The organism is Pseudomonas sp. GM18 (genome assembly GCF_000282195.1).
Classification (GTDB): Bacteria; Pseudomonadota; Gammaproteobacteria; order Pseudomonadales; family Pseudomonadaceae; genus Aquipseudomonas.
This window is the reverse complement of record NZ_AKJT01000070.1, coordinates 35,111-55,909: the sequence shown is the minus strand read 5'-3', so window position 1 is coordinate 55,909 and position 20,799 is coordinate 35,111. Positions and strand designations below refer to the sequence as shown.

18 protein-coding genes are annotated in these 20,799 nt (G+C 60.4%); 13 read left to right on the top strand and 5 right to left on the bottom strand.

Translation table 11 applies throughout. The features are described from left to right. The first annotated feature begins 50 nt into the window (after positions 1 to 50). The 9 genes from PMI21_RS10320 to PMI21_RS10360 all read left to right on the top strand — a co-directional run bounded on the left by PMI21_RS10320 (position 51) and on the right by PMI21_RS10360 (position 9,436). Complete coding sequence (locus PMI21_RS10320; protein WP_007939630.1) at positions 51 to 668, top strand: NUDIX domain-containing protein; 618 nt, start codon at positions 51 to 53, stop codon at positions 666 to 668. Next, positions 659 to 1,111 carry a DUF1249 domain-containing protein gene (locus PMI21_RS10325; RefSeq protein WP_007939629.1) on the top strand — a complete coding sequence of 151 codons (453 nt, stop codon included), beginning with the start codon at positions 659 to 661 and terminating at the stop codon, positions 1,109 to 1,111. Before PMI21_RS10320 ends, PMI21_RS10325 begins: the two co-directional genes overlap by 10 nt. A gap of 111 nt (positions 1,112 to 1,222) precedes the next feature. Further along, complete coding sequence (cpdA, locus tag PMI21_RS10330) at positions 1,223 to 2,038, top strand: 3',5'-cyclic-AMP phosphodiesterase (RefSeq protein WP_007939628.1); 816 nt, start codon at positions 1,223 to 1,225, stop codon at positions 2,036 to 2,038. A 168-nt stretch (positions 2,039 to 2,206) separates the two neighbouring features. Beyond that, entirely contained in the window at positions 2,207 to 2,815 is a 609-nt protein-coding gene (locus tag PMI21_RS10335; protein ID WP_007939626.1) for a YqiA/YcfP family alpha/beta fold hydrolase, read from the top strand. 41 nt (positions 2,816 to 2,856) lie between these two features. Continuing rightward, complete coding sequence (gene parE, locus PMI21_RS10340) at positions 2,857 to 4,764, top strand: DNA topoisomerase IV subunit B (protein WP_007939624.1); 1,908 nt, start codon at positions 2,857 to 2,859, stop codon at positions 4,762 to 4,764. Next, on the top strand, positions 4,764 to 5,753 hold the full coding sequence (locus tag PMI21_RS10345) for an esterase-like activity of phytase family protein (protein WP_007939623.1): 990 nt from the start codon (positions 4,764 to 4,766) through the stop codon (positions 5,751 to 5,753). Before parE ends, PMI21_RS10345 begins: the two co-directional genes overlap by 1 nt. Continuing rightward, positions 5,750 to 6,271: a retropepsin-like aspartic protease family protein gene (locus PMI21_RS10350; RefSeq protein ID WP_007939622.1), complete on the top strand. Its 522-nt coding sequence runs from the start codon at positions 5,750 to 5,752 to the stop codon at positions 6,269 to 6,271. Before PMI21_RS10345 ends, PMI21_RS10350 begins: the two co-directional genes overlap by 4 nt. 10 nt (positions 6,272 to 6,281) lie before the next feature. Beyond that, positions 6,282 to 8,546 carry a DNA topoisomerase IV subunit A gene (gene parC, locus PMI21_RS10355; RefSeq protein ID WP_007939621.1) on the top strand — a complete coding sequence of 755 codons (2,265 nt, stop codon included), beginning with the start codon at positions 6,282 to 6,284 and terminating at the stop codon, positions 8,544 to 8,546. Between the two features lie 176 nt (positions 8,547 to 8,722). Further along, a complete protein-coding gene (locus PMI21_RS10360) occupies positions 8,723 to 9,436 on the top strand; it encodes a PqiC family protein (protein ID WP_007939620.1) in 714 nt (237 codons plus the stop codon). A 239-nt stretch (positions 9,437 to 9,675) separates the two neighbouring features. On the opposite strand, the gene PMI21_RS10365 is transcribed toward PMI21_RS10360, so the two are convergent. Beyond that, complete coding sequence (locus PMI21_RS10365; protein ID WP_007939618.1) at positions 9,676 to 11,205, bottom strand: AhpA/YtjB family protein; 1,530 nt, start codon at positions 11,203 to 11,205, stop codon at positions 9,676 to 9,678. A 135-nt stretch (positions 11,206 to 11,340) separates the two neighbouring features. Here PMI21_RS10365 and serB point away from each other — a divergent pair, with 135 nt between their 5' ends. Continuing rightward, entirely contained in the window at positions 11,341 to 12,555 is a 1,215-nt protein-coding gene (serB, locus tag PMI21_RS10370) for a phosphoserine phosphatase SerB (protein ID WP_007939616.1), read from the top strand. 99 nt (positions 12,556 to 12,654) lie between these two features. Here serB and PMI21_RS10375 read toward each other — a convergent pair whose 3' ends face one another. The 4 genes from PMI21_RS10375 to PMI21_RS10390 form a co-directional block, all read right to left on the bottom strand. Then, positions 12,655 to 14,442, bottom strand: a complete 1,788-nt coding sequence (locus PMI21_RS10375) for a hypothetical protein (RefSeq protein ID WP_007939615.1) — start codon at positions 14,440 to 14,442, stop codon at positions 12,655 to 12,657. A 135-nt stretch (positions 14,443 to 14,577) separates the two neighbouring features. Next, positions 14,578 to 15,438: an archaetidylserine decarboxylase gene (gene asd, locus PMI21_RS10380; protein WP_007939614.1), complete on the bottom strand. Its 861-nt coding sequence runs from the start codon at positions 15,436 to 15,438 to the stop codon at positions 14,578 to 14,580. Between the two features lie 18 nt (positions 15,439 to 15,456). Then, positions 15,457 to 16,272, bottom strand: a complete 816-nt coding sequence (rhdA, locus tag PMI21_RS10385; RefSeq protein WP_007939613.1) for a thiosulfate sulfurtransferase — start codon at positions 16,270 to 16,272, stop codon at positions 15,457 to 15,459. 96 nt (positions 16,273 to 16,368) lie between these two features. Further along, entirely contained in the window at positions 16,369 to 17,901 is a 1,533-nt protein-coding gene (locus PMI21_RS10390) for an HDOD domain-containing protein (RefSeq protein WP_007939612.1), read from the bottom strand. A 166-nt stretch (positions 17,902 to 18,067) separates the two neighbouring features. On the opposite strand from PMI21_RS10390, the gene motA reads away from it, so the two are divergent. From motA to PMI21_RS10405, 3 genes are all read left to right on the top strand, one after another. Further along, the gene (motA, locus tag PMI21_RS10395) at positions 18,068 to 18,919 is read left to right on the top strand and encodes a flagellar motor stator protein MotA (protein WP_007939611.1); all 852 of its coding nucleotides are present in this window, start codon (positions 18,068 to 18,070) and stop codon (positions 18,917 to 18,919) included. A 3-nt stretch (positions 18,920 to 18,922) separates the two neighbouring features. Continuing rightward, entirely contained in the window at positions 18,923 to 19,948 is a 1,026-nt protein-coding gene (motB, locus tag PMI21_RS10400) for a flagellar motor protein MotB (RefSeq protein ID WP_007939610.1), read from the top strand. 476 nt (positions 19,949 to 20,424) lie between these two features. Next, a complete protein-coding gene (locus tag PMI21_RS10405; protein WP_007939608.1) occupies positions 20,425 to 20,694 on the top strand; it encodes a hypothetical protein in 270 nt (89 codons plus the stop codon). Positions 20,695 to 20,799: the final 105 nt, after the last annotated feature.

Genomic DNA, 20,799 nt, shown 5'->3' with positions numbered 1-20,799 from the left:
AAGTAACAAAAAGGAGCCTCGTAACGGATTTGCAGTAAACGAGGATTGTCATGACTGATTTTGCCAACGCCATTCCGACCGCCGTTGATATCGTTCGGCGCGAAAAGTGCTACGAGGGCTTCTACAAGCTCGACCGCGTGCACTTGCGCCACGAATTGTTCGACGGTGGCATGAGTCGCGAGATCAATCGTGAAGTGTTCTTGCGCCACGATGCGGTGTGCGTGCTGCCTTATGATCCACAGCGCGACGAAGTGGTGCTGATCGAGCAGTTTCGCGTCGGCGCCATGGGCAAGACCGACAATCCGTGGCTGATCGAACTGGTCGCCGGTCTGATCGACAAGGATGAAATACCGGAAGAAGTTGCTCACCGCGAAGCGCAGGAGGAAGCTGGACTTGTATTCGGGGCACTCTGGCCGATGACCAAATATTTTCCATCGCCGGGTGGCAGTAACGAGTTTGTGCATTTGTACCTGGGGCGTTGCGACAGTGCCGGGGTTGGCGGCCTGCATGGGCTGGAGGAAGAGGCAGAAGATATTCGCGTCACGGTCTGGGCTTTCGAAGATGCCCTGCAAGCCGTGCGCGACGGACGTATTGCCAACGCGGCAAGCATCATTGCCTTGCAGTGGCTGGCTTTGAACCGCGTGGAAGTGAGGGGGTTATGGTCGTAAACAAGCTGCGCGATCGCTATCGGGTCGACCTCGTGGGGCTGCAAGCCTCTTGCGAGGCCAACTACGCGCGCCTGATGCGACTGTTGCCGGACATGCGCAACGATCCGGCGGCCCGGCGCATTGCCGTGACCCAGGGTGACCAGATGCTTGGCGTGCTGGCCCTGGAAGTGCTGCAAGCCTGTCCGTACACCACCACCCTGCAAGTGCGGCAGGAACACAGCCTGCCCTGGTTGCCGGTGCCGCAACTGGAAGTGCAGGTGTATCACGACGCGCGCATGGCCGAAGTTATCAGTGCTGAACATGCACGACGCTTTCGCGGCATCTATCCTTACCCGAACGCCGCGATGCATCAGCCGGACGAAAAGGCTCAACTCAATCTGTTCCTGGGGGAATGGCTGAGTCATTGCCTGGCTTGCGGACACGAGTACGCCGTTGTGCGCTAAGAGTGCTGTGTAGTTGTGAACTGCTTCCGGTTCACAGGTTTCCTCTTTTGATCGTCCCCCAGCATAATTGCGGCACTTTCCAATCCCGTGATCACGCCCTGGGAGAACGCCTTGCCGAGCGTATCCACTTTGACCACCGCCGATCCGGCGTTGCTGGTGCAACTCTCCGACAGTCACCTGTTTGCCGAGGCGGACGCGACGTTGCTGGGCATGAATACCCGCGACAGCCTGCAACAGGTGATTGAGCTGGTATTGAAGCAGCAACCGCAGATCGATCTGATGATTGCCACTGGCGATCTGTCCCAGGACGGGACGCTGGAGTCGTACCAGCTGTTTCGCGATCTGACCCGGCAGATCGATGCCCCGGCGCGCTGGATTCCCGGTAATCACGACGAGCCGCGGATCATGGCCGAGGCGGCGGTGCAGAGTGCATTGTTGAAACCGGTGGTGGACATCGGCAACTGGCGGGTGACGTTGCTCGATTCGGCGGTGCCAGGTTCGGTGCCGGGGTATTTGCAGGATGAGCAGTTGCAATTGCTCGTGCGCTCGTTGAGCGAGGCGCCGCAGCGGCATCATCTGGTGTGTTTCCATCATCATCCGGTGTCGATCGGGTGTGCGTGGATGGAGCCCATTGGCTTGCGTAATCCAGAGGCGTTGTTCGCGGTACTGGATCGGTTTCCGCAGGTGCGTGCAGTGCTTTGGGGGCATGTGCATCAGGAGATCGATCAAGAGCGCAACGGTGTTCGCCTGATCGCATCGCCCTCGACCTGCATTCAGTTCGAGCCGGGCAGCGACGATTTCAAGGTGAGTGAGCAGGCGCCGGGGTATCGGTGGTTGCGGCTGTTGCCCGATGGTCAGCTTGAAACTGGCGTTGAGCGCGTGACCGGGTTCGATTTCCAAATCGATTACGGCTCCAACGGCTACTGACACTTTTCCCTGTAGGCGCTAAGGCCCCCGTAGGAGCTGCCGAGTGCAACGAGGCTGCGATCTTTTGATCTTGCTTTTAAAAACAAAGTCAAAAGATCGTAGCCTCGTTGCACTCGACAGCTCCTACAGTAAACTCCGCCTTCTTTACCCGACGCACATGGAGCTCAAATGTCTGGTTCGATCCTTTATATCCACGGTTTCAACAGCGCGCCGGCGTCGAAAAAGGCCTGTCAGTTGATGAATGTGATGGAACGGCTGGGCTTGAGCGATCAGTTGCGTGTACCGGCCCTGCATCACCATCCCCGTGAGGCCATCGCTCAGCTGGAACGGGCGATTGTGGAGCTGGGGCGGCCACTGCTGGTCGGCAGCTCACTCGGCGGCTACTATGCGACTCACCTGGCCGAGCGCCATGGCTTGAAAGCCCTGTTGATCAACCCTGCCGTCAGCCCGCACCGGATGTTCGACGGGTTTCTGGGGACGCAGAAAAACCTGTACACCGATGAGACCTGGGAAATGACCCACGACCACGTGACGGCCCTGGCCGAACTGGAAGTGCCGGCGCCCCAGGATCCGCAGCGGTTTCAGGTATGGTTGCAGACTGGCGATGAAACGCTGGACTATCGCCTCGCCCAGCAATATTACCGGGCCTGTGCCTTGCGCATTCAGGCCGGCGGCGACCATAGTTTCCAGGGTTTTGCCGCGCAACTGCCGGCAATATTGAGTTTTGCCGGCATCGGCGCAGATTTGTATCAGGCGATCGATTTCACTGCACTGTGATTGCTCGCCTCTTTTTTTACTGACACTGACGACGAGACCCCATGGCCACTCCCAGCGCTAGCTCTTATAACGCAGACGCCATCGAAGTCCTCTCGGGCCTCGACCCGGTGCGCAAACGCCCCGGCATGTACACCGACACCAGTCGGCCGAACCACCTCGCCCAGGAAGTCATCGACAACAGCGTCGACGAAGCCTTGGCCGGGCACGCGACGTCGGTGCAGGTCATTCTGCACGCCGATCACTCCCTGGAAGTCAGCGATGACGGCCGTGGCATGCCGGTGGACATTCACCCGGAAGAAGGGGTGTCGGGTGTCGAGCTGATCCTCACCAAACTCCACGCGGGCGGCAAGTTTTCCAACAAGAACTACCAGTTCTCCGGCGGTTTGCACGGGGTGGGTATTTCCGTGGTCAACGCCTTGTCGACCGAAGTCCGGGTGCGTGTAAAACGTGACGGCAACGAATACCAGATGACTTTCGCCGACGGTTACAAGAAAACCGAACTGGAAGTGGTCGGCACCGTCGGCAAGCGCAATACCGGCACCAGCGTGTTCTTCGCGCCGGACCCGAAGTATTTCGATTCGCCGAAATTCTCCATCAGCCGCCTCAAGCACGTGCTCAAGGCCAAGGCCGTTCTGTGCCCGGGGTTGCTGGTCAGTTTTGAAGACAAGGCCACCGGCGAGAAAGTCGAATGGCATTACGAAGACGGCCTGCGCTCCTACCTGGTAGACGCGGTCAGCGAATTCGAACGCCTGCCGGACGAGCCGTTCTGCGGCAGCCTGGCCGGTAACAAGGAAGCCGTCGATTGGGCGTTGCTGTGGTTGCCCGAGGGTGGCGACAGCGTTCAGGAAAGCTACGTCAACCTGATCCCGACAGCCCAGGGCGGTACTCACGTCAACGGTCTGCGTCAGGGCTTGCTCGACGCCATGCGCGAGTTCTGCGAGTTCCGCAGCCTGCTGCCGCGCGGTGTGAAGCTGGCGCCGGAAGACGTCTGGGAGCGCATCGCGTTCGTGCTGTCGATGAAGATGCAGGAACCGCAATTCTCCGGCCAGACCAAAGAGCGCCTGTCCTCCCGTGAAGCGGCCGCCTTCGTTTCCGGTGTGGTCAAGGATGCCTTCAGCCTGTGGCTCAACGCCAACCCGGAAACCGGCATGTTGCTGGCCGAACTGGCGATCAACAACGCCGGCCGTCGTCTGAAGGCCAGCAAGAAGGTCGAGCGTAAACGCATTACCCAAGGGCCAGCATTGCCGGGCAAACTCGCCGACTGCGCCGGGCAAGACCCGATGCGTTCCGAGCTGTTCCTGGTGGAAGGTGATTCCGCCGGTGGTTCGGCCAAGCAAGCGCGAGACAAAGAGTTTCAGGCGATCCTGCCGTTGCGCGGCAAGATCCTGAACACCTGGGAAGTCGACGGCAGTGAAGTACTGGCCAGTCAGGAAGTGCACAACATCGCCGTGGCGATTGGTGTCGACCCGGGTGCGGCGGATATGAGCCAGCTGCGTTACGGCAAGATCTGCATCCTCGCCGACGCCGACTCCGACGGTTTGCACATCGCAACCCTGCTTTGCGCCTTGTTCGTCCAGCATTTCCGCCCGCTGGTGGATGCCGGTCACGTCTACGTCGCGATGCCGCCGCTGTACCGTATCGACCTGGGCAAAGAGATCTACTACGCCCTCGACGAGGCCGAGCGCGATGGCATCCTCGATCGCCTGGTGGCCGAGAAGAAGCGCGGCAAGCCGCAGGTCACCCGATTCAAAGGCCTGGGTGAAATGAACCCGCCGCAGTTGCGCGAAACCACCATGGACCCGAACACACGGCGTCTGGTGCAACTGACGCTGGGTGAAGATTTCGCCGAGACCTCGGAAATGATGGACATGCTGCTGGCGAAAAAACGCGCAGGCGATCGCAAGACCTGGCTGGAGTCCAAAGGCAACCTGGCCGAGGTTCTGGGCTGATGCGGTTTGGCTGGGCCCTGGCATGTGCGTTGCTGCTGACTTCGGTGACGGTTTCTGCCGAACCCGCGCCAGAGCTGCGCCTGTTGTCCGAACATGCCGTCGACGGCATGCGCGGCGGCAATCTGTCGGGGCTGGCCCAGTGTGGCAAGGAGCTGTGGACCGTTTCGGATCGCGACGATGATCAAATCTATCGCCTCGACACCCGCAACCCCACCTGGCAAGCCGAAACCGTGCACATTGACGTACCCCTGGTGCCCGACAGCGGTTTGCCCTGGGGCTTGCGTTCGCGGACCTGGGCGGCATCGTTCGTGCGCGGTGGGGATCTGGATTTCGAAGGTATCACCTGCGACAGCGCCGGCAATCGTTACATCGTCAGTGAAGGTCACGCCACGGTGTTGCAAGTACCGCCAATCGGGCCCGCCTCCTGGCTGAAAATCTCGCCGATGCTGGTGCGCGAAGCACGGGCGAGCGGCATGTTGTTGCACTTCAATGCGTTGTTCGAAGGCCTGGCGATCAATCCGGCCGGTGACACGCTGTGGCTGGCCGCCGAGCGTGAGCGCCGTGGTCTGCTGCTGATCAAGCGCCAGCAAACGGTGTGGGACTGCGATGGTGGTTGTGTGTTGCTGAGTGAAGGCGGGGTAGAAATGCAACCAGCGCAATTTCCCAACGCCAAAGCGCGCCCCCGGGATTTTGCCGATCTGTCATTGTTTGACGGCAAACTGTTTACCCTTGAGCGCAATGCCTTCCAGATCTGCCGCCGTGATGCGGTGACGGCCAAGGTCGAGCGCTGCTGGTCGTTTGCCGCCGAGGCCTTGCAGGAAAATCGTCGTTATTCGCAGCCCTTTGGGCTGGCGGAAGCGCTGATCATCGACGTCGACGGTGCCTGGATCGGTATCGACAACAACAACGGTGCGCGTGCCGACGGTGAGGTGCGCCCGATTGTGTGGCGCTTTGCCGCGCCTGAAGGTGGCTGGAGTGCCAAGCCATGAGTCAGCAACCGCCGGGCAAACGCGCCGGTCGGGTGTTGCTGGTGCTGGCATGGGGCGCCGCGCTGTTTTTGGCGACGCGGTTCTTCGGACAGTGGGAGGAGCGTCAACAGAATCCCAACACCGTCGTCAGCTCTGAGCAGGGCCAGGGTTTTATCGAAGTGAAGCTGATCGGCAACAGCCAGGGGCATTTTGTCGCCACCGGCCAGATCAACGGCCAGCCCGTGGAGTTCATGCTCGATACCGGCGCGACCGATGTGTCGATCCCGGCCGAAATGGCTGAGCGCTTGAAACTGGAAAAAGGCTTCGGGGTGACCCTGAGCACGGCCAATGGCTTGAGCGAGGGCTATCGAACCCGCCTCGACCGGCTGCAATTGGGCGCCATCGTGCTGCGTGACGTTCGCGCGCTGGTGGCGCCCGGTTTGCACGGCAATCAAGTGCTGCTCGGCATGAGCGCACTGAACAAACTTGAATTTACCCAGCGCGGTGGCACCATGCTGCTGCGCCAGACCACGAAATAATGAGGCCCGCATGAGCGACTCCCTTGATCTCAGCCTGGACGGTGTAGAACGCCGGTCACTGGCTGACTTCACCGAAAATGCCTACCTCAACTACTCCATGTACGTGATCATGGACCGTGCCTTGCCGCATATCGGCGACGGCCTGAAACCGGTTCAGCGACGCATCGTCTATGCGATGAGCGAGTTGGGGCTGGACGCCGATTCCAAGCACAAGAAGTCGGCGCGTACCGTCGGTGACGTGCTCGGTAAATTCCACCCTCACGGCGACTCGGCGTGCTATGAAGCCATGGTGCTGATGGCCCAGCCGTTCAGCTACCGCTACACGCTGGTCGACGGCCAGGGTAACTGGGGTGCGCCGGACGATCCCAAGTCCTTCGCGGCCATGCGATACACCGAAGCGCGGCTGTCGCGTTATTCCGAAGTGCTGCTCAGCGAATTGGGCCAGGGCACCGCGGACTGGGGCCCGAACTTTGACGGCACCCTGGAAGAACCTCTGGTGTTGCCGGCCCGTTTGCCGAACATCCTGCTCAACGGCACCACCGGTATCGCCGTGGGCATGGCCACCGACGTCCCGCCGCATAACCTGCGCGAAGTCGCGACCGCTTGCGTGCGCTTGCTGGATGAACCGAAAGCCACGGTCGAGCAACTCTGCGAACACATTCAGGGGCCGGATTACCCGACCGAAGCGGAGATCATCACGCCGCGCGCCGACCTGCTGAAAATCTACGAAACTGGTCGCGGTTCGGTGCGCATGCGCGCTGTTTACCACGTCGAAGACGGCGACATCGTCGTGACGGCACTGCCGCACCAGGTCTCTGGCGCCAAAGTGCTCGAGCAGATTGCCGCGATGATGCAGGCCAAACCGTCGAAAGCACCGCAGATTGCGGACTTGCGCGACGAGTCGGACCACGAGAACCCATGCCGCATCGTGATTATTCCGGTCAACAGTCGGGTCGATCACGAAGCGCTGATGCAGCACCTGTTCGCGACCACAGAGCTTGAGTCCAGCTACCGGGTCAACATCAATATCATTGGCCTCGACGGCAAGCCGCAGCTCAAGAATCTGCGCGCATTGCTGGTGGAGTGGCTGGAGTTCCGCGTGCGGACCGTGCGTCGACGCCTGCAGTTCCGTCTGGACAAGGTCGAGCGTCGCCTGCATCTGTTGGACGGTTTGTTGATTGCTTACCTCAACCTGGATGAAGTAATCCACATCATCCGTACCGAGGAGCACCCAAAGGCCAGCCTGATCGAGCGCTTCGCCCTGAGCGAAATCCAGGCCGACTACATTCTCGACACCCGTTTGCGTCAGTTGGCGCGACTGGAAGAAATGAAGCTGCGTGCCGAGCAGGATGAACTGCTCAAGGAGCAGGCCAAGCTGCAAGCCCTGTTGGGTAGCGAAGCCAAACTGAAGAAACTGGTACGCAGCGAGCTGATCAAGGATGCGGAAACCTATGGCGACGACCGTCGTTCGCCAATCGTCGAGCGCGCCGAAGCCAAGGCGATGACCGAGCACGATCTGCTGCCGAACGAGAAAGTGACGGTCGTGCTGTCGGAAAAAGGCTGGGTTCGCTCTGCCAAAGGTCACGAAATCGACGCTACCGGTCTTTCCTACAAGGCCGGGGATGGCTTCAAGACCTCGGCAGCCGGGCGTTCCAACCAGTTTGCGGTGTTTATTGACTCCACCGGTCGCAGTTATTCGGTTGCGGCCCACACCTTGCCATCGGCCCGTGGCCAGGGCGAACCACTGACCGGTCGTCTGACACCGCCGCCAGGGGCGAGCTTCGAATGCGTGCTGATGCCTGAAGACGACGCGCTGTACGTGATTGCGTCCGACGCCGGTTACGGCTTCGTGGTCAAGGGCGAAGACCTGCAAGCCAAGAACAAGGCGGGCAAGGCCCTGTTGAGCCTGCCGAACAACGCCAAGGTTATTCTGCCGCGTCCGGTGGCCGATCGTGAACAGAACTGGCTGGCCTCGGTAACCACCGAGGGTCGCCTGCTGATCTTCAAAATCAGCGATCTGCCACAATTAGGTAAAGGTAAAGGTAATAAGATCATCGGGATTTCCGGTGAACGTGTTGCCAGTCGCGAAGAATATGTCACGGACATTGCCGTGTTGCCGGAAGGTGCCACGTTGGTGCTGCAAGCCGGCAAGCGTACCCTGTCACTGAAGGCGGACGACCTCGAACACTACAAAGGTGAGCGTGGGCGTCGCGGTAACAAACTGCCACGCGGCTTCCAGAGGGTGGATGCGCTGTTCGTCGAAAACCTCAATTAAGCGTCCTAGAGCGCTCGATCTACGATTTGACGCGTAGATCGACGCTTTGGCGCTGGAGTCGGAACGCATATTCACGGATGATATGGCCTTTCAAGCGCCGGCGTGGCCGAGCGTTCTTCATATTTTTTGAGTATTTTCACTGTGGTGAGCCTTGTGGCAGCCACCTGGATGGGACGATGACTGCTCTGCGCCTTCCTTTTATTTTGATGCTCGCTGGCGTTCTTGGCCTGGCGGGTTGCAGCGTGCACCAGCCGGTGTCGCTGTATCAGCTGGACAGCGGAAGTCCGGCTCAACCTGCGCAAAGCGCGGGCATGGCGGTTTTGTTGGGTCCGGTAACGGTTGCTGATTACCTGCAACGCGAAACCTTGTTGCAGCGTCAGCCGGATGGCAGCCTTCAAGCATCGGCCGACGGTCGTTGGGCGGGCAGTCTGTCGTCGGACATCGATCAGCTGTTGCTGCGTCAGGTCGCCGGTCATCTGGACAGCCAGCGCGTTGTCCTGGCACCTGCGTCAGTGGGCTTCACGCCGGATGTTCAGGTTCTGCTGACCATCACCCGTCTGGACTCGGGTGCGTCGCAACCGGCGATCCTGGATGCGCAATGGCGCCTGATCGACCGTCGTGGCCAGGTGCGTGATAACCGCATCATTCATCTGCAGGAGCAGCACGCCGGCGGCACGGCGTCTCAGGTTCAGGCCCAGGGTGTGTTGCTGCAGCGTCTGGCCGAGCAACTGTCGACAGCGCTCAAGCCGCTGGCCAACCAGCCGCCAATCGCTGAGGCACCGCGCAAACCGGCTGCCAAGCCTGTGGCACCGGCAGCAGAGCCGGAGAAACAGCCGAAAATCCCGATGGCTTCGCCGATTCGTACAGATATGGAAGTGTTCAGGTTCTGAGCCCGGATTGAGTCCAGAACAAAGCCCGCCTTGTGCGGGCTTTGTTGTTTCTGCAGGTTAGAGATGATCGTTCCCACGCTCTGCGTGGGAATGCAGCCCGTGACGCTCTGCGTCACATCAGTGCAAGGTTCCGGGTGGAACGCGGAGCGTCCCTGGAGGCATTCCCACGCGGAGCATGGGAACGATCAGCCCGCAGACGATCGCTCGTTTGCGGGCTTCTTTACAACGAGGAGTAACGTTTACGCCCGGCGTTCGTGCATCCGCGCCAGTTGCCGCTCCAGCATCGACGGATAAGGCTCCATCAGGCGTTCTACGCAGCACGCACCCTCAGGGCTTGCAATCGGGCGGATCCGCGCACGCTGGCGAATCAGTGCGTCGTCGCTGATCTTGCGTTCCACCAGCAGCAGGTTGCGGCTGTGTTGCGACAGGGCCAGCGCATCTTGAGCGGTTTCGGTCAACAGCAGGTCGATCTGGCTCAAGCCGAACAGTTCGTCGCCCAAGGTCAGGCCCAACTGCAATTGCAGGGTGATGCCGCTGTCGGCGACTTCGATCTGCAACTGATGGCCCAGGGCGCGCAGCAACTCACCGCAGCAGATGGCGTTGGTCAGGTAGTCATCGCCGCTGTCTTCGGTATGGAACAGCATCAGGGTGCTGCCATCGTTCAGGGTGTGCAGTTCGCTCTGGTAGAGCGACGCAGCCTGATCGAGGCAATCGCGGTAGCGTTTGAGCAGCTCTTCCAGACGTGTGCGGGGCAGGCGACGCAGTTGATCCTGTGCGCCCAGTTGCACCGCCAGTACCGCGCTGTGTTGAGGTACGTTCGATACCTGCGGCTTTGCGCCGGGTTTCGGCGCACTGTCTGTCGAGTCGTCACGCAGATCGGCAAACGGGTCTTCGTCGTCCTCGTCATCTTCGACCGTGCTGACAATGCGCCGTGGCGCAGGCTTGACGCTGGCCACAGGCCTGGTTTCATCGAAACTCGGATCGCGCAGGTTGCGTACTTCGAAGGCCGGATCGGCCTCCTCATCGTCATCGCTGTCGTCGAACTCGGGCTCTGGAACGGGCTCAGGCTCGGCCGGCTCCGGCGCGAAATTGGCGTGTAGCTGGCGAGCGAGATCGCCGACTTCATCTTGACGTTCGGTGGCCGGGGTGTATTCGTCGATATTGCGCAGCCACACTCGCAGCTGCAGCAGCGGCGTGGAGATATTGCGTCCCAGGCGCAGGCTCAAGGCCAGGGACAGCGCCAGCAGAATCGCGCTCAGAATGCCCATGCTTTGCAGGCTAATCGTCATCGGCTGCTGGAACTGATCCATGTCCAGGCTGATGCGCAGTTGCCCGGCGGTCACGTCCTGGAAGGTGATCTTGCTCTGGTACATGCCTTCGGCTTCGCCCAGCAGGCCGTGCTTGGGGCGCTGACCGGCTTCGGCGAGGATGCGGTTATCCACGCTGTAGATGGCAGCGTGGGCCACCAGCTTGTTCTTGGTCAGGTTGTTGAGCAGCACATTCAGGCTGAGGATGTCGTTGGACACCAACAGCTCCGTAGCTGACGTAGCCGTCTGGGTGGTCAGGCTTTCGCCCAGGGCATCCGCCTGCTCGTGCATGGCCTGCTTGAACTGCAAACCCATCACACAGGCATAGATCACCAGGGCCAGGGCGACCAGGATCACGTTATGGCTGGCAATGCGCAATGCGATCGGTACACGGCGATGACGCAGTGCCCGGAAGATCAGCAGAAAGAAGTTATCGGTTTTTACTGGCGTGGGCCGGTTCACTTGAGCTCGGCTCTTTAGTCCGTGAAGTTGACGCGCAGTATAGCGACAGGCCATAGACCGTCAAAGCGCTCGCGGTGCCCGATGGTCACTGAAAATGGGTAGAATGCGGTTTTTTTCCACCTGCGGGGGTGCGCCTTGCGCGAAATCGTCCTGATAAACATCACGGGAGTCGACCGTCCGGGTCTGACTGCGGCCATAACCGGCGTTCTGGCCCAGGGTGGTGTGAACATTCTCGACATCGGTCAGGCGGTGATCCACGACACCCTGTCGTTCGGCATCCTGGTTGAAATTCCTGATACCGAGCAGGGTAACTCGGTGCTCAAAGACATCCTGTTCAAAGGCTATGAGCTTGAGCAACAGGTGCGTTTCACGCCGGTGTCCGAAGAGGATTACCAGCAGTGGGTCGGCAACCAGGGCAAGAAACGCCACATCGTCACCCTGCTCACCCGCAAAGTCACCGCCGAGCAATTGCAGCGTGTGAGCTCGATCACCGCCAAATACGGTTTGAACATCGACCATATCGATCGTCTGTCCGGGCGCATGCCGCTGGACACCCCGGCCGACAAGGGCAAGGGTTGCATCGAGTTTTCCGTGCGTGGTGAGGCGGCTGACCCGCAAGCGCTGCGGGCCGAATTCCTCAGCGTTGCGCAAGAACTGAACGTCGACATCGCCTTCCAGGAAGATTCGCTGTTCCGCCGTAACCGTCGTCTGGCGGTGTTCGACATGGACTCGACGCTGATTGAAGCCGAAGTCATCGACGAACTGGCCAAGGCCGCCGGTGTGGGCGACCAGGTGTCCGCGATCACTGAGCGGGCGATGGCCGGCGAGCTGGACTTCCGCGCCAGCTTCAAGGAGCGCCTGGCCTTGCTGCAAGGGCTGGACGTCAGCGTGCTGGACTCCATCGGTGCATCCCTGCGCCTGACCGAAGGCGCCGAAACCCTGTTCGCCGAACTCAAGCGCCTGGGCTACAAGACTGCGATTCTGTCGGGCGGCTTCACCTACTTCGCCAAGCAACTGCAGGCCAAGCTGGGCATCGACTATGTGTTCGCCAACGAACTGGAAGTGGTCGACGGCAAAGTCACCGGCGTGGCGGTCGAGCCGATTGTCGACGCGCAACGCAAAGCGGATTTGCTGCGTGAGCTGGCGCATAAAGAAGGTTTGCGTCTGGAGCAGACGATTGCCGTCGGTGACGGTGCCAACGACCTGCCAATGCTGGCGATTGCCGGGCTGGGCGTAGCGTTCCGTGCCAAACCGCTGGTCAAGCAATCGGCGAAGCAGGCGATTTCCACCCTTGGGCTGGATGGCGTGCTGTATCTGCTGGGTTTCCGGGATCGCGACGGGCAGCTCTGAGTTTCAGGTTGTCCGGGCGGGCCTCTTCGCGGGCAAGCCTCGCTCCTACAGAAGCGAGGCTTGCCCGCGAAGGCATCACCGCCGACTAATGTCTGACAATCAAAGCGACTTCCACAACGAATCAAACTCTTGCGCTGCCCCGACCACGCCGCTTTCCGCGGCGTTTTCGTTTCTGGCTACCTCCAGCGAGCGGTAGGCAAACTGATTGAAGCTGTTGGTGCTCGTCACCCGATGCTCCAGCTCGGCCGGGCGCTCCTGGCCATTGGTGTTGATCAACACCTTATTCCCTTCCTGGAACGGCAAACGCGGCGTGAGCAGGGTGGCCGGAAGGTCGATGGCGCTGATGGCGGGCAATAACAGCCCGCGCAAGTACTGACTATGTTCGTCGTCGGAGCGCATCAGTTGCAGGCCGCAGGGTTCGGCGTAAGGCGCAACTTGCTCGATACCCATCTGCGTGCCGCCGCCCCGTACCTGGCGGATCCAGCGCACTACGGCAACGCTCCAGCCTTGACCGGCAGTATCCTCGATACCGACCATTTCGCCAGCCTGCAGCTCGGCAGGCACTGCGCCGGGCCAGGCCAGGCAATAACCGCCAGGGCTGTGATTGATCACCGGTAGCGCGTAGGTCGGGAAATGCTGTTGGCCGGACGCCTCGTGGTTGTCATGTTTCTGAAGGTGTGGATATTCGATCTCTTCGTAGGGCAGCAGCGTGTCTGCCGTGCCATGGGGGGCGGCGTCGAAGGCTTGGTTCCATTGGTCCTTGGCGCGTCCTGCCGGTTCTGCTGCCGAGAACTGCGCGGGACGGGCGCCGGGTTTTTTCAGGATGTCGTTGAACGGGCGTTTGCCGCCGAGATAAAAGTGCAGGGCGCTCATCCCTACACACAGGGTCAATGTGCCGTGGCCGACGGTGCGCTGGAAACCGCGCTCGGAGGCCTGGCCCCAGGCGGCATGCAGGTGTTGCAGCGTATCCAGATTCAGCCCCATCGGAACCGGCAGCGGCGATGCCTTATCGGCCGATTGTTGCAGATGGCTTTCGATGGAGTCGACCAGGGGCTGCGGGTCGATGCCCAGCAAGCGCTCCTGTTGTTCGGCCGGGAACTTGGCGCGATAACGCGGGCCGCTGTCGAGGTCCGGGGCGACGGCAAATAACCCGCTGTCCGGTTTGGCCGGTTGCAGTTTGATCCATCGGCTCCAGGGTTCCAGCACTTCGGCGAGCCGGGCGATCTGGTTCTGGCGCAGTTGATTGCAGCGTGAAGCACCCAGCAGGAGGGCGACGACGTAGGTGTGCTCGATGCTCAGGTTTTGCGTCTGGCTGGCCAGTTCATCGCGCACGTTCTGATGTTGCAGCTGATGTTCGCAGCCGATCCGGTACAGCTGATGCAGCTCCAGCCACAGACCTTCGGGCGCCGGACAATACAGCTCGGTGGCGCGGATCAACGTACCATTCAGGCAATGGACGGCCCGTTGCAATGCCTGGGTCAGCAGCGGCGCACGGTCTTTGCTGAAACGCGGTGCGATGCGGATGACGATCTGTTTGTAGCCGATCGCCAAGTGGCTCTGCAGCGCCTGGCAAAGGTTGGCAACCTTGCGCGAGCGTTCGTCGAGCACAATGGCCTGATGCAGGAAATGCCGTTCCAGATGCTTGCAGACGTAATACACCTCGGGTCGCAGCAGTTCGAGCATTTGCAGGCGATTGTCGCTGGGTGTGAGCAGTTGGTTGAGTTCGCTCAAGCCTTGATACAACTGGCGAGCGGTTTCGCCGATGTTGGCTTTGGGCAGGTTGGCGATCCAGCGCTTGAGGTCGCGAGGCGTGGCTTCGCAGAAAGACAGGCGCGACTGCGTCGGGATCGGTGCGCGTAGCAGCAGGGCAGGATTGGTGTCATTCATGCCGTGGACAAACTCCGACCGGGAAATGGGCAACGAATGACTTTGACTGTAGCAGCTATGAACGCTGGCGGAGGGGGCGCAGCGGGAGGAGGTGTCCGATCCCACGAAAGGAGTTCGTGGGATCGGATCGAGGGATCAGGCGGTAGGCAAGCCGATGCCCTGGCCCATCTGCACTGGCGAAAGGGCGCCCAGCCCCTCAGCCCATTTCACTTGATCCGGCCCGAACAGCACGACCGCCGTAGAACCGAGTTTGAAGCGCCCCAGTTCCGCGCCTTTTTCCAAGTGAATCGGCGCACGGGCCGCTTCGTCGTAGCGGAAGGTTTTCAGCTCGCGTTTTGGCGGTGTGACCAAGCCAGCCCAGACGGTTTCGATCGACGCCACAATCATCGCGCCCACCAGTACCACGGCCATCGGGCCGCGTTCAGTGTCGAAAATGCACGCTACACGCTCGTTGCGGGCGAACAGTTCCGGAACGTTTTCAGCGGTGGTCTGGTTGACCGAGAAGATGCGGCCGGGGATGTAGACCATTTCGCGCAGAGTGCCGGCCAACGGCATGTGCACGCGGTGGTAGTCTTTCGGCGACAGGTAAATGGTGGCGAAATCGCCGCCCATGAAGGGCGCTGCGTTGGCCGCGTCGCCACCCAGCAGTTCCAGCACGCTGAAGCTGTGGCCCTTGGCCTGGAAAACGCGACCGTGTTCGATCGGGCCGAGCTGGCTGACGGCACCGTCGGCCGGGCTGAGGATCGCGCCCGGGGTTTGATCCAGCGGGCGAGCGCCGTCTTTCAAGGCGCGGGTGAAGAACGCATTGAAGTGCTCGTAAGCGGTCAGGTCTTCGACCAGCGCCTGGGACATATCCACTTGATAACGCTTGGCGAACCAGGCGGTAAAGGCGTTCTTGAACCAGCGCACGCGGCATTCGGCAATGCAGCCGGCCAGTCGCGAGAGCAAGTGATGGGGCAGCAGGTATTGGCTGAGGATAAACAAACGCTTATTCATTAACTGTCCTTGAAAAACTTAAATCTCTACGGGCGTGTCAGGGTGGTTGCCCCATTCGCCCCAGGAGCCGGCGTAGCCTTTGACCCGCGGATAACCGAGCGCCTTGGCCACCAGATAGGTGAAGCCAGAACGATGGTGGGTCTGGCAGTGGGTAATGACTTCTTTGTCTTTGGTAATGCCGAGTTGTTCCAGGATTTTCGGCATGTCGGTGCGGATACGCAGGTTGCGTGCCTGATCCATGCCGGCGGTCCATTCGAAATTGACCGCGCCGGGGATGTGCCCGCCCTTGGCCGCCAGCACTTTCTCACCGGAGTATTCCAGCGGGCCGCGTGCGTCCCAGATCGCCAGGTCAGCGGCGCCGAGGCGGCTTTGCAGGTATTCGCGGGTGGCGACAGGTTCGTCGTGCAGGGTCAGGGCGACCGGGCCGCCGACTGCCGGCGGGATCTGGATCGACATGGGCAAGCCTTCTGCCAGCCAGGCCGGCAGGCCGCCGTCGACATAGTGATACTTGCTGTGGCCGATGACATCCAGCAGCCAGATAAAACGCCCGGCCCAACCGCCGCCTTCGTCGTCATAGACGACGTAGACCGCATCAGGGTTGTGCCCCAGTTCGCCGAACAATGCTTCAAGCGCGGCGTGGGTCGGCAACAGGCCAGGCGCAGGCGCCTGACCCAGCTGAGTGCGTTTTGGATCGACAAAGCGTGCACCGGGGATATGCCCTTCGGCATAGCGGGCGCTGCTGGTCAGGTCCACCAGAATCAGTTCGCGGGAGTCGAGACGCGGGAGCAGGTCGCTCGGTTCGATCACCAGCGCCAAGCCAGAGAAGTCAGACATGTGAGGTCTCCAGAGCACAAAGGGGAGGATTGTAGCGCAGCGCCATGAGGGCCTGTTATCAGTTATTTTGGGGCGGGAAATAACGGATAACAGGCCCTAGCGGTGGCTAAAGCTGTGCAGGGCCTTTTCGATGCATTGCGCGGTTTTGCCGAACGCTTGCACGGTGATTTCCGAGAACGGTCCGCCGCCCTGATCCGCTACCACGATCATGATCACCCGGCCGTTGTTGACCAGTGAGCGCAGCAGCAGGTGTTCGCCGCTGAACTGTGAGCGCAGGCTGGCTGGCAGCAGGGCCGAGAATTGTGCGTTGTTGGCCGGCGTCAGGCGTACCTGGGCCTGTTGCGCGAGCAGGCGTTGCAGCACGGTGCTCTGGCTGACCACCAGGTTCAGGCCGGCCACTTCCTTGGGCAGCCCGGCGGTCTGGTGCACACGCAAGTTGGCGTGCGTGCGGTCGGCCATCAGAATCATCACCCGCCGCATGCCACACGCCACCAGGGCATCCCGGGCCGATGTGGTCAAGTGCATGGCATTGGTAAAACGGCTCGGCTCCACCAGCAGTTCGGCACATTGCTTGCGCCACTTCGCCAGGTCTTCGGCGGTCGGCGCCGGGGCGGGCAGCAAGCCGGCGTGAACGCGGTTCGCACCTGGTGGCCAGATCAGCGATTCGGCCGGGTGCCAGAGGTCCGGCATGGCGTGTTGACGAGCGCTGTTGGCGGCCTGTTGGTGCAATTGTTGCTGCACCTCATCCATCGGCATTTGCAGGTAAAGGCTGGTCAGGTACTGCCAGCGCTCGCAGTGGGGACTGTCCCAGGCCTGTTGTGCCGCCAGCGCCAGACCGTTGGCCAGCAGCACGGTATTGGCGGGCTGATTGAGCCAGCGGCGCAGCGTCGGGTCGTCATCGAGGCGGTTCTGTTGGCGCAATGGGTGATCGCTGTCACGTGCGATGCGCAGGACTTTCACCAGTTCACGTTGCTCGCTGCGCAGCAGCCGATAACCTTGCTGCACCCAGATCGGCAGGCGCCAGACGTCCACCAGCGCCAGACAGATTTCCAGCAGGCGCACGCCGAACAATTGCTTTTCGACTTTGCGTGCCGACTCGCCTTTATGGATGACCCGCAACTCCCACTCTTCAAGCAACTGCGGATGGGCCAATGCCATGGGCCAGAGCGGCGAGAGAAACAGCAGGCTGCCCCAGTGGATGTCCTGCCACAGCCGCGCCAGGCGACTGGCAAAAAAACCGTTGGCCTGTTGAGTGGCGTGCTGGCTGATCAGTTGAAGCTGGCGCAGGGCGACGGGGATCTGTGATTGGGGTTCAGCAGGCAGGCGGTCGAGTAACTCTTCAGTGCGTTTCAAGCCGAGGCGATTGATTGCCACCTCAAGGTTTTCAGCAGGCTCGGTCATGCTGCCATGGGTGTGACGGTTGGCTTCGCGAATCACGCTCAAGGCCAGGGCCGGACTTTCCTGCATCAATTCGGCGATGTCGCGCAGGGAGCTGCGGTTATCGCGGATGGCTTTGCAGACCCGGTCGTGGCTGGCTTGCGGAACCGGCAGGCGCACGCCATCGAGAAGCTTGACCCAGCCTTCAAGCGTGGTTGGTTTTGGCGTTGGGACGTTCGTTTCGTTAGCCATGTCTGGACGCGATCATCGTCTGCTTTACCTATGCCCTGAACGGGTCAAATTAGCTTTTCGCCTTAACTGGCTATAGTCTGGCGCAGTTTTGCCGATAAGTAGAAGAAGAGATTTTTTAACTTCCGAATATGACCTTGAACCCGACTCAGTAAGTGCTCTCCTACCTATGGCTAAAATTATCGGCATCATCGTCGTATTCGCGAGCGTGCTCGGCGGATACGTGCTTTCCCACGGCAAGATTGCCGCCCTCATCCAGCCTTTCGAGGTGATGATTATCGGCGGCGCGGCCCTTGGCGCATTCCTGCAGGCCAACCCCGGCCACATGACGAAGCACGTGCTCAAGAAAGCCTTGGGCATGTTCAGTTCGCGTTTCAACCACACCTTCTACCTGGAAGTGCTGGGGCTGATTTACGAGATCCTCAACAAGAGCCGTCGCGAAGGCATGATGGCGATCGAAGGCGACATCGAAGATGCCGCCGCGAGCCCGATCTTCGCCAAGTACCCGGCGGTGCTGAAGGATGAACGCATGACCGCGTACATCTGCGATTACCTGCGCATCATGTCCTCCGGCAACATGGCTCCCCATGAGCTTGAAGGCTTGTTCGACATGGAGCTGACCAGCCTTAAGGAAGACCTGGACCACCCTTCCCACGCCGTCAGCGGCGTCGCGGATGCCATGCCCGGTTTCGGTATCGTCGCGGCGGTATTGGGTATTGTTGTGACCATGGCCTCCCTGGGTGAAAGCGACCAGAAGTCCATTGGTCTGCACGTGGGTGCGGCGCTGGTAGGTACCTTCTTCGGTATTCTCGCCGCCTACGGTTTCTTTGGTCCGTTGTCCCATGCCCTGGGCCACGACGCCAAGGAAGAACTGAACGTCTACGAAGCCATCAAGGCCTCGCTGGTGGCTTCGGCTTCCGGCATGCCGCCATCGCTGGCGGTGGAATTCGGCCGCAAGGTTCTGTACCCGGCGCACCGCCCTAGCTTCGCTGAGCTGGAACAAGCGGTCCGCGGTCGCTAAGTCATGGAAAATAACCAGCCGATAATCATCAAGCGCGTAAAGAAATACGCGGGCGGGCATCACGGGGGCTCCTGGAAAATCGCCTTCGCGGACTTCGCGACGGCGATGATGGCGTTCTTCCTGGTGCTGTGGCTGTTGTCCACGGCAACGCCGGAACAGAAGATCGCCATCGCCGGTTACTTCAAGGACCCGGTCGGTTTTACCGAAAGCGGTACGCCGTACATCATCGACCTGGGCGGCTCGCCGACCCTGGCGCCGGAGACCACCCTCAACCCCGAGGTGAAATCCCAGCCTCAGCCGGACAAGGTGACGGTCGACTCCGAACAGGTCGAAAGCATGGCCGAACAGGTCGAGAAAGAGCGCCTGGAGTTGTTGCTGCAAGAGTTGCAGAACAAGGTCGATGAAAATCCGCAGTTGCAGAAATTCAAGGACCAGATCCTATTCGAGATCACCCAGGACGGTTTGCGCATCCAGATCATGGACGCCGAAAACCGCCCGATGTTCGACTCCGGCAGTGCGCGTCTGAAGCCGTACTTCGAAGACATCCTGCTGGCCATGGCCGACACCATCAAAGCGGTGCCGAACAAGATCAGCATCAGCGGCCACACCGATGCCAAGCCTTACTCGGGCACCGGCGATTTCGGCAACTGGGAACTCTCGGCCAACCGCGCCAACGCGGCTCGTCGTGCATTGGTCGCCGGCAGCTACCCGGACTCACAGGTGGCGCGTGTCGTGGGTTATGCCTCGTCGGCGCTGTTCGACCGGGAGAACCCGTTCAACCCGGTCAACCGCCGGATCGACATCGTGGTGCTGACCAAGAAGGCCCAGCGTGCCATCGAAGGCGAACAAGGTGCCGAACCGGCGCCAGCGCCGACGCAAGGGCAGGGCGGGCCAGGCGAAGTGCCCGCGCCGCCAGCCGATCCGAACGCATTGCCGGCGGATAAAGAACCGCTGCCGGCCCATGAGCTTCGCGAGCGTTTGAACCTGTTTGATAATCCGGCGCCGAAGCCGGCAGCGCCAGCCAAGTAGTGACCCACAAAAAAGCCGATAGAGATGTCGGCTTTTTTGTCTCTGCTGCTTCGTCCCGAATAAGGTTTACACCTTGGCGTTTTATCAGGAAGTCGTTATGGACAATCAATCCTTGCCACAGCTGCAACAGCGAAACTGCTGGAGTGGATGCCGCTAATCATTTTCGTGACGTCACGAAAATGATCGAGATCGGCAAAGGCGGGCAGCGATTGCCGATATGGAACTCGAAAAAGGCAGCAACGAACGGAAGGCGGATTGATTGATTCACTGCGCAATGGGCTGACGCTGCCAGTGGTAAAAATCAAGGAGTGAGGCTTGTTCGGAGAATGGCGTAGGACAGTTCCGATGCGTATTGGCCGGGTTTTACTTCCCCAGGTTGCTCGCCTATAGTTCGCCCGTCGCCGACGAATCGGCGATCGATCTTAGCCGGTCGAAACAAAGATGAAACCTCACCCAAGTGACCGGAGTTAGACCTAATGGCTAAGTATCATCCCCTGCAAGGCAATTTCAGCGTCGGCCCGACTCTGTACATCGACACCGAAGCCAAAGTCTCGGATCTCCTCGAAACCGCCACTCACCGAATCAAAGCCGCGCGCAATCTGCTCAATAGCGTCACCTGCCTGTGCATCAAAAACGTCGAAGGTCACGATCTGGAACATTTCGCCAATGCTGCACACCTGTTGATTCAGGACGGCTGTGACGCCTTGGATGCTTTGGGCTGGAAGCTGGAAAAAGCCGTACGTTGAAGACCGGAAAGCCGCGATCGTCGCGCATCTGGTCGCGGTAGGGTTGTAGATAACTCTATCCCTACCGCGACTGTCACTCGCTCCCTGGCCATTATCTTTTATCTC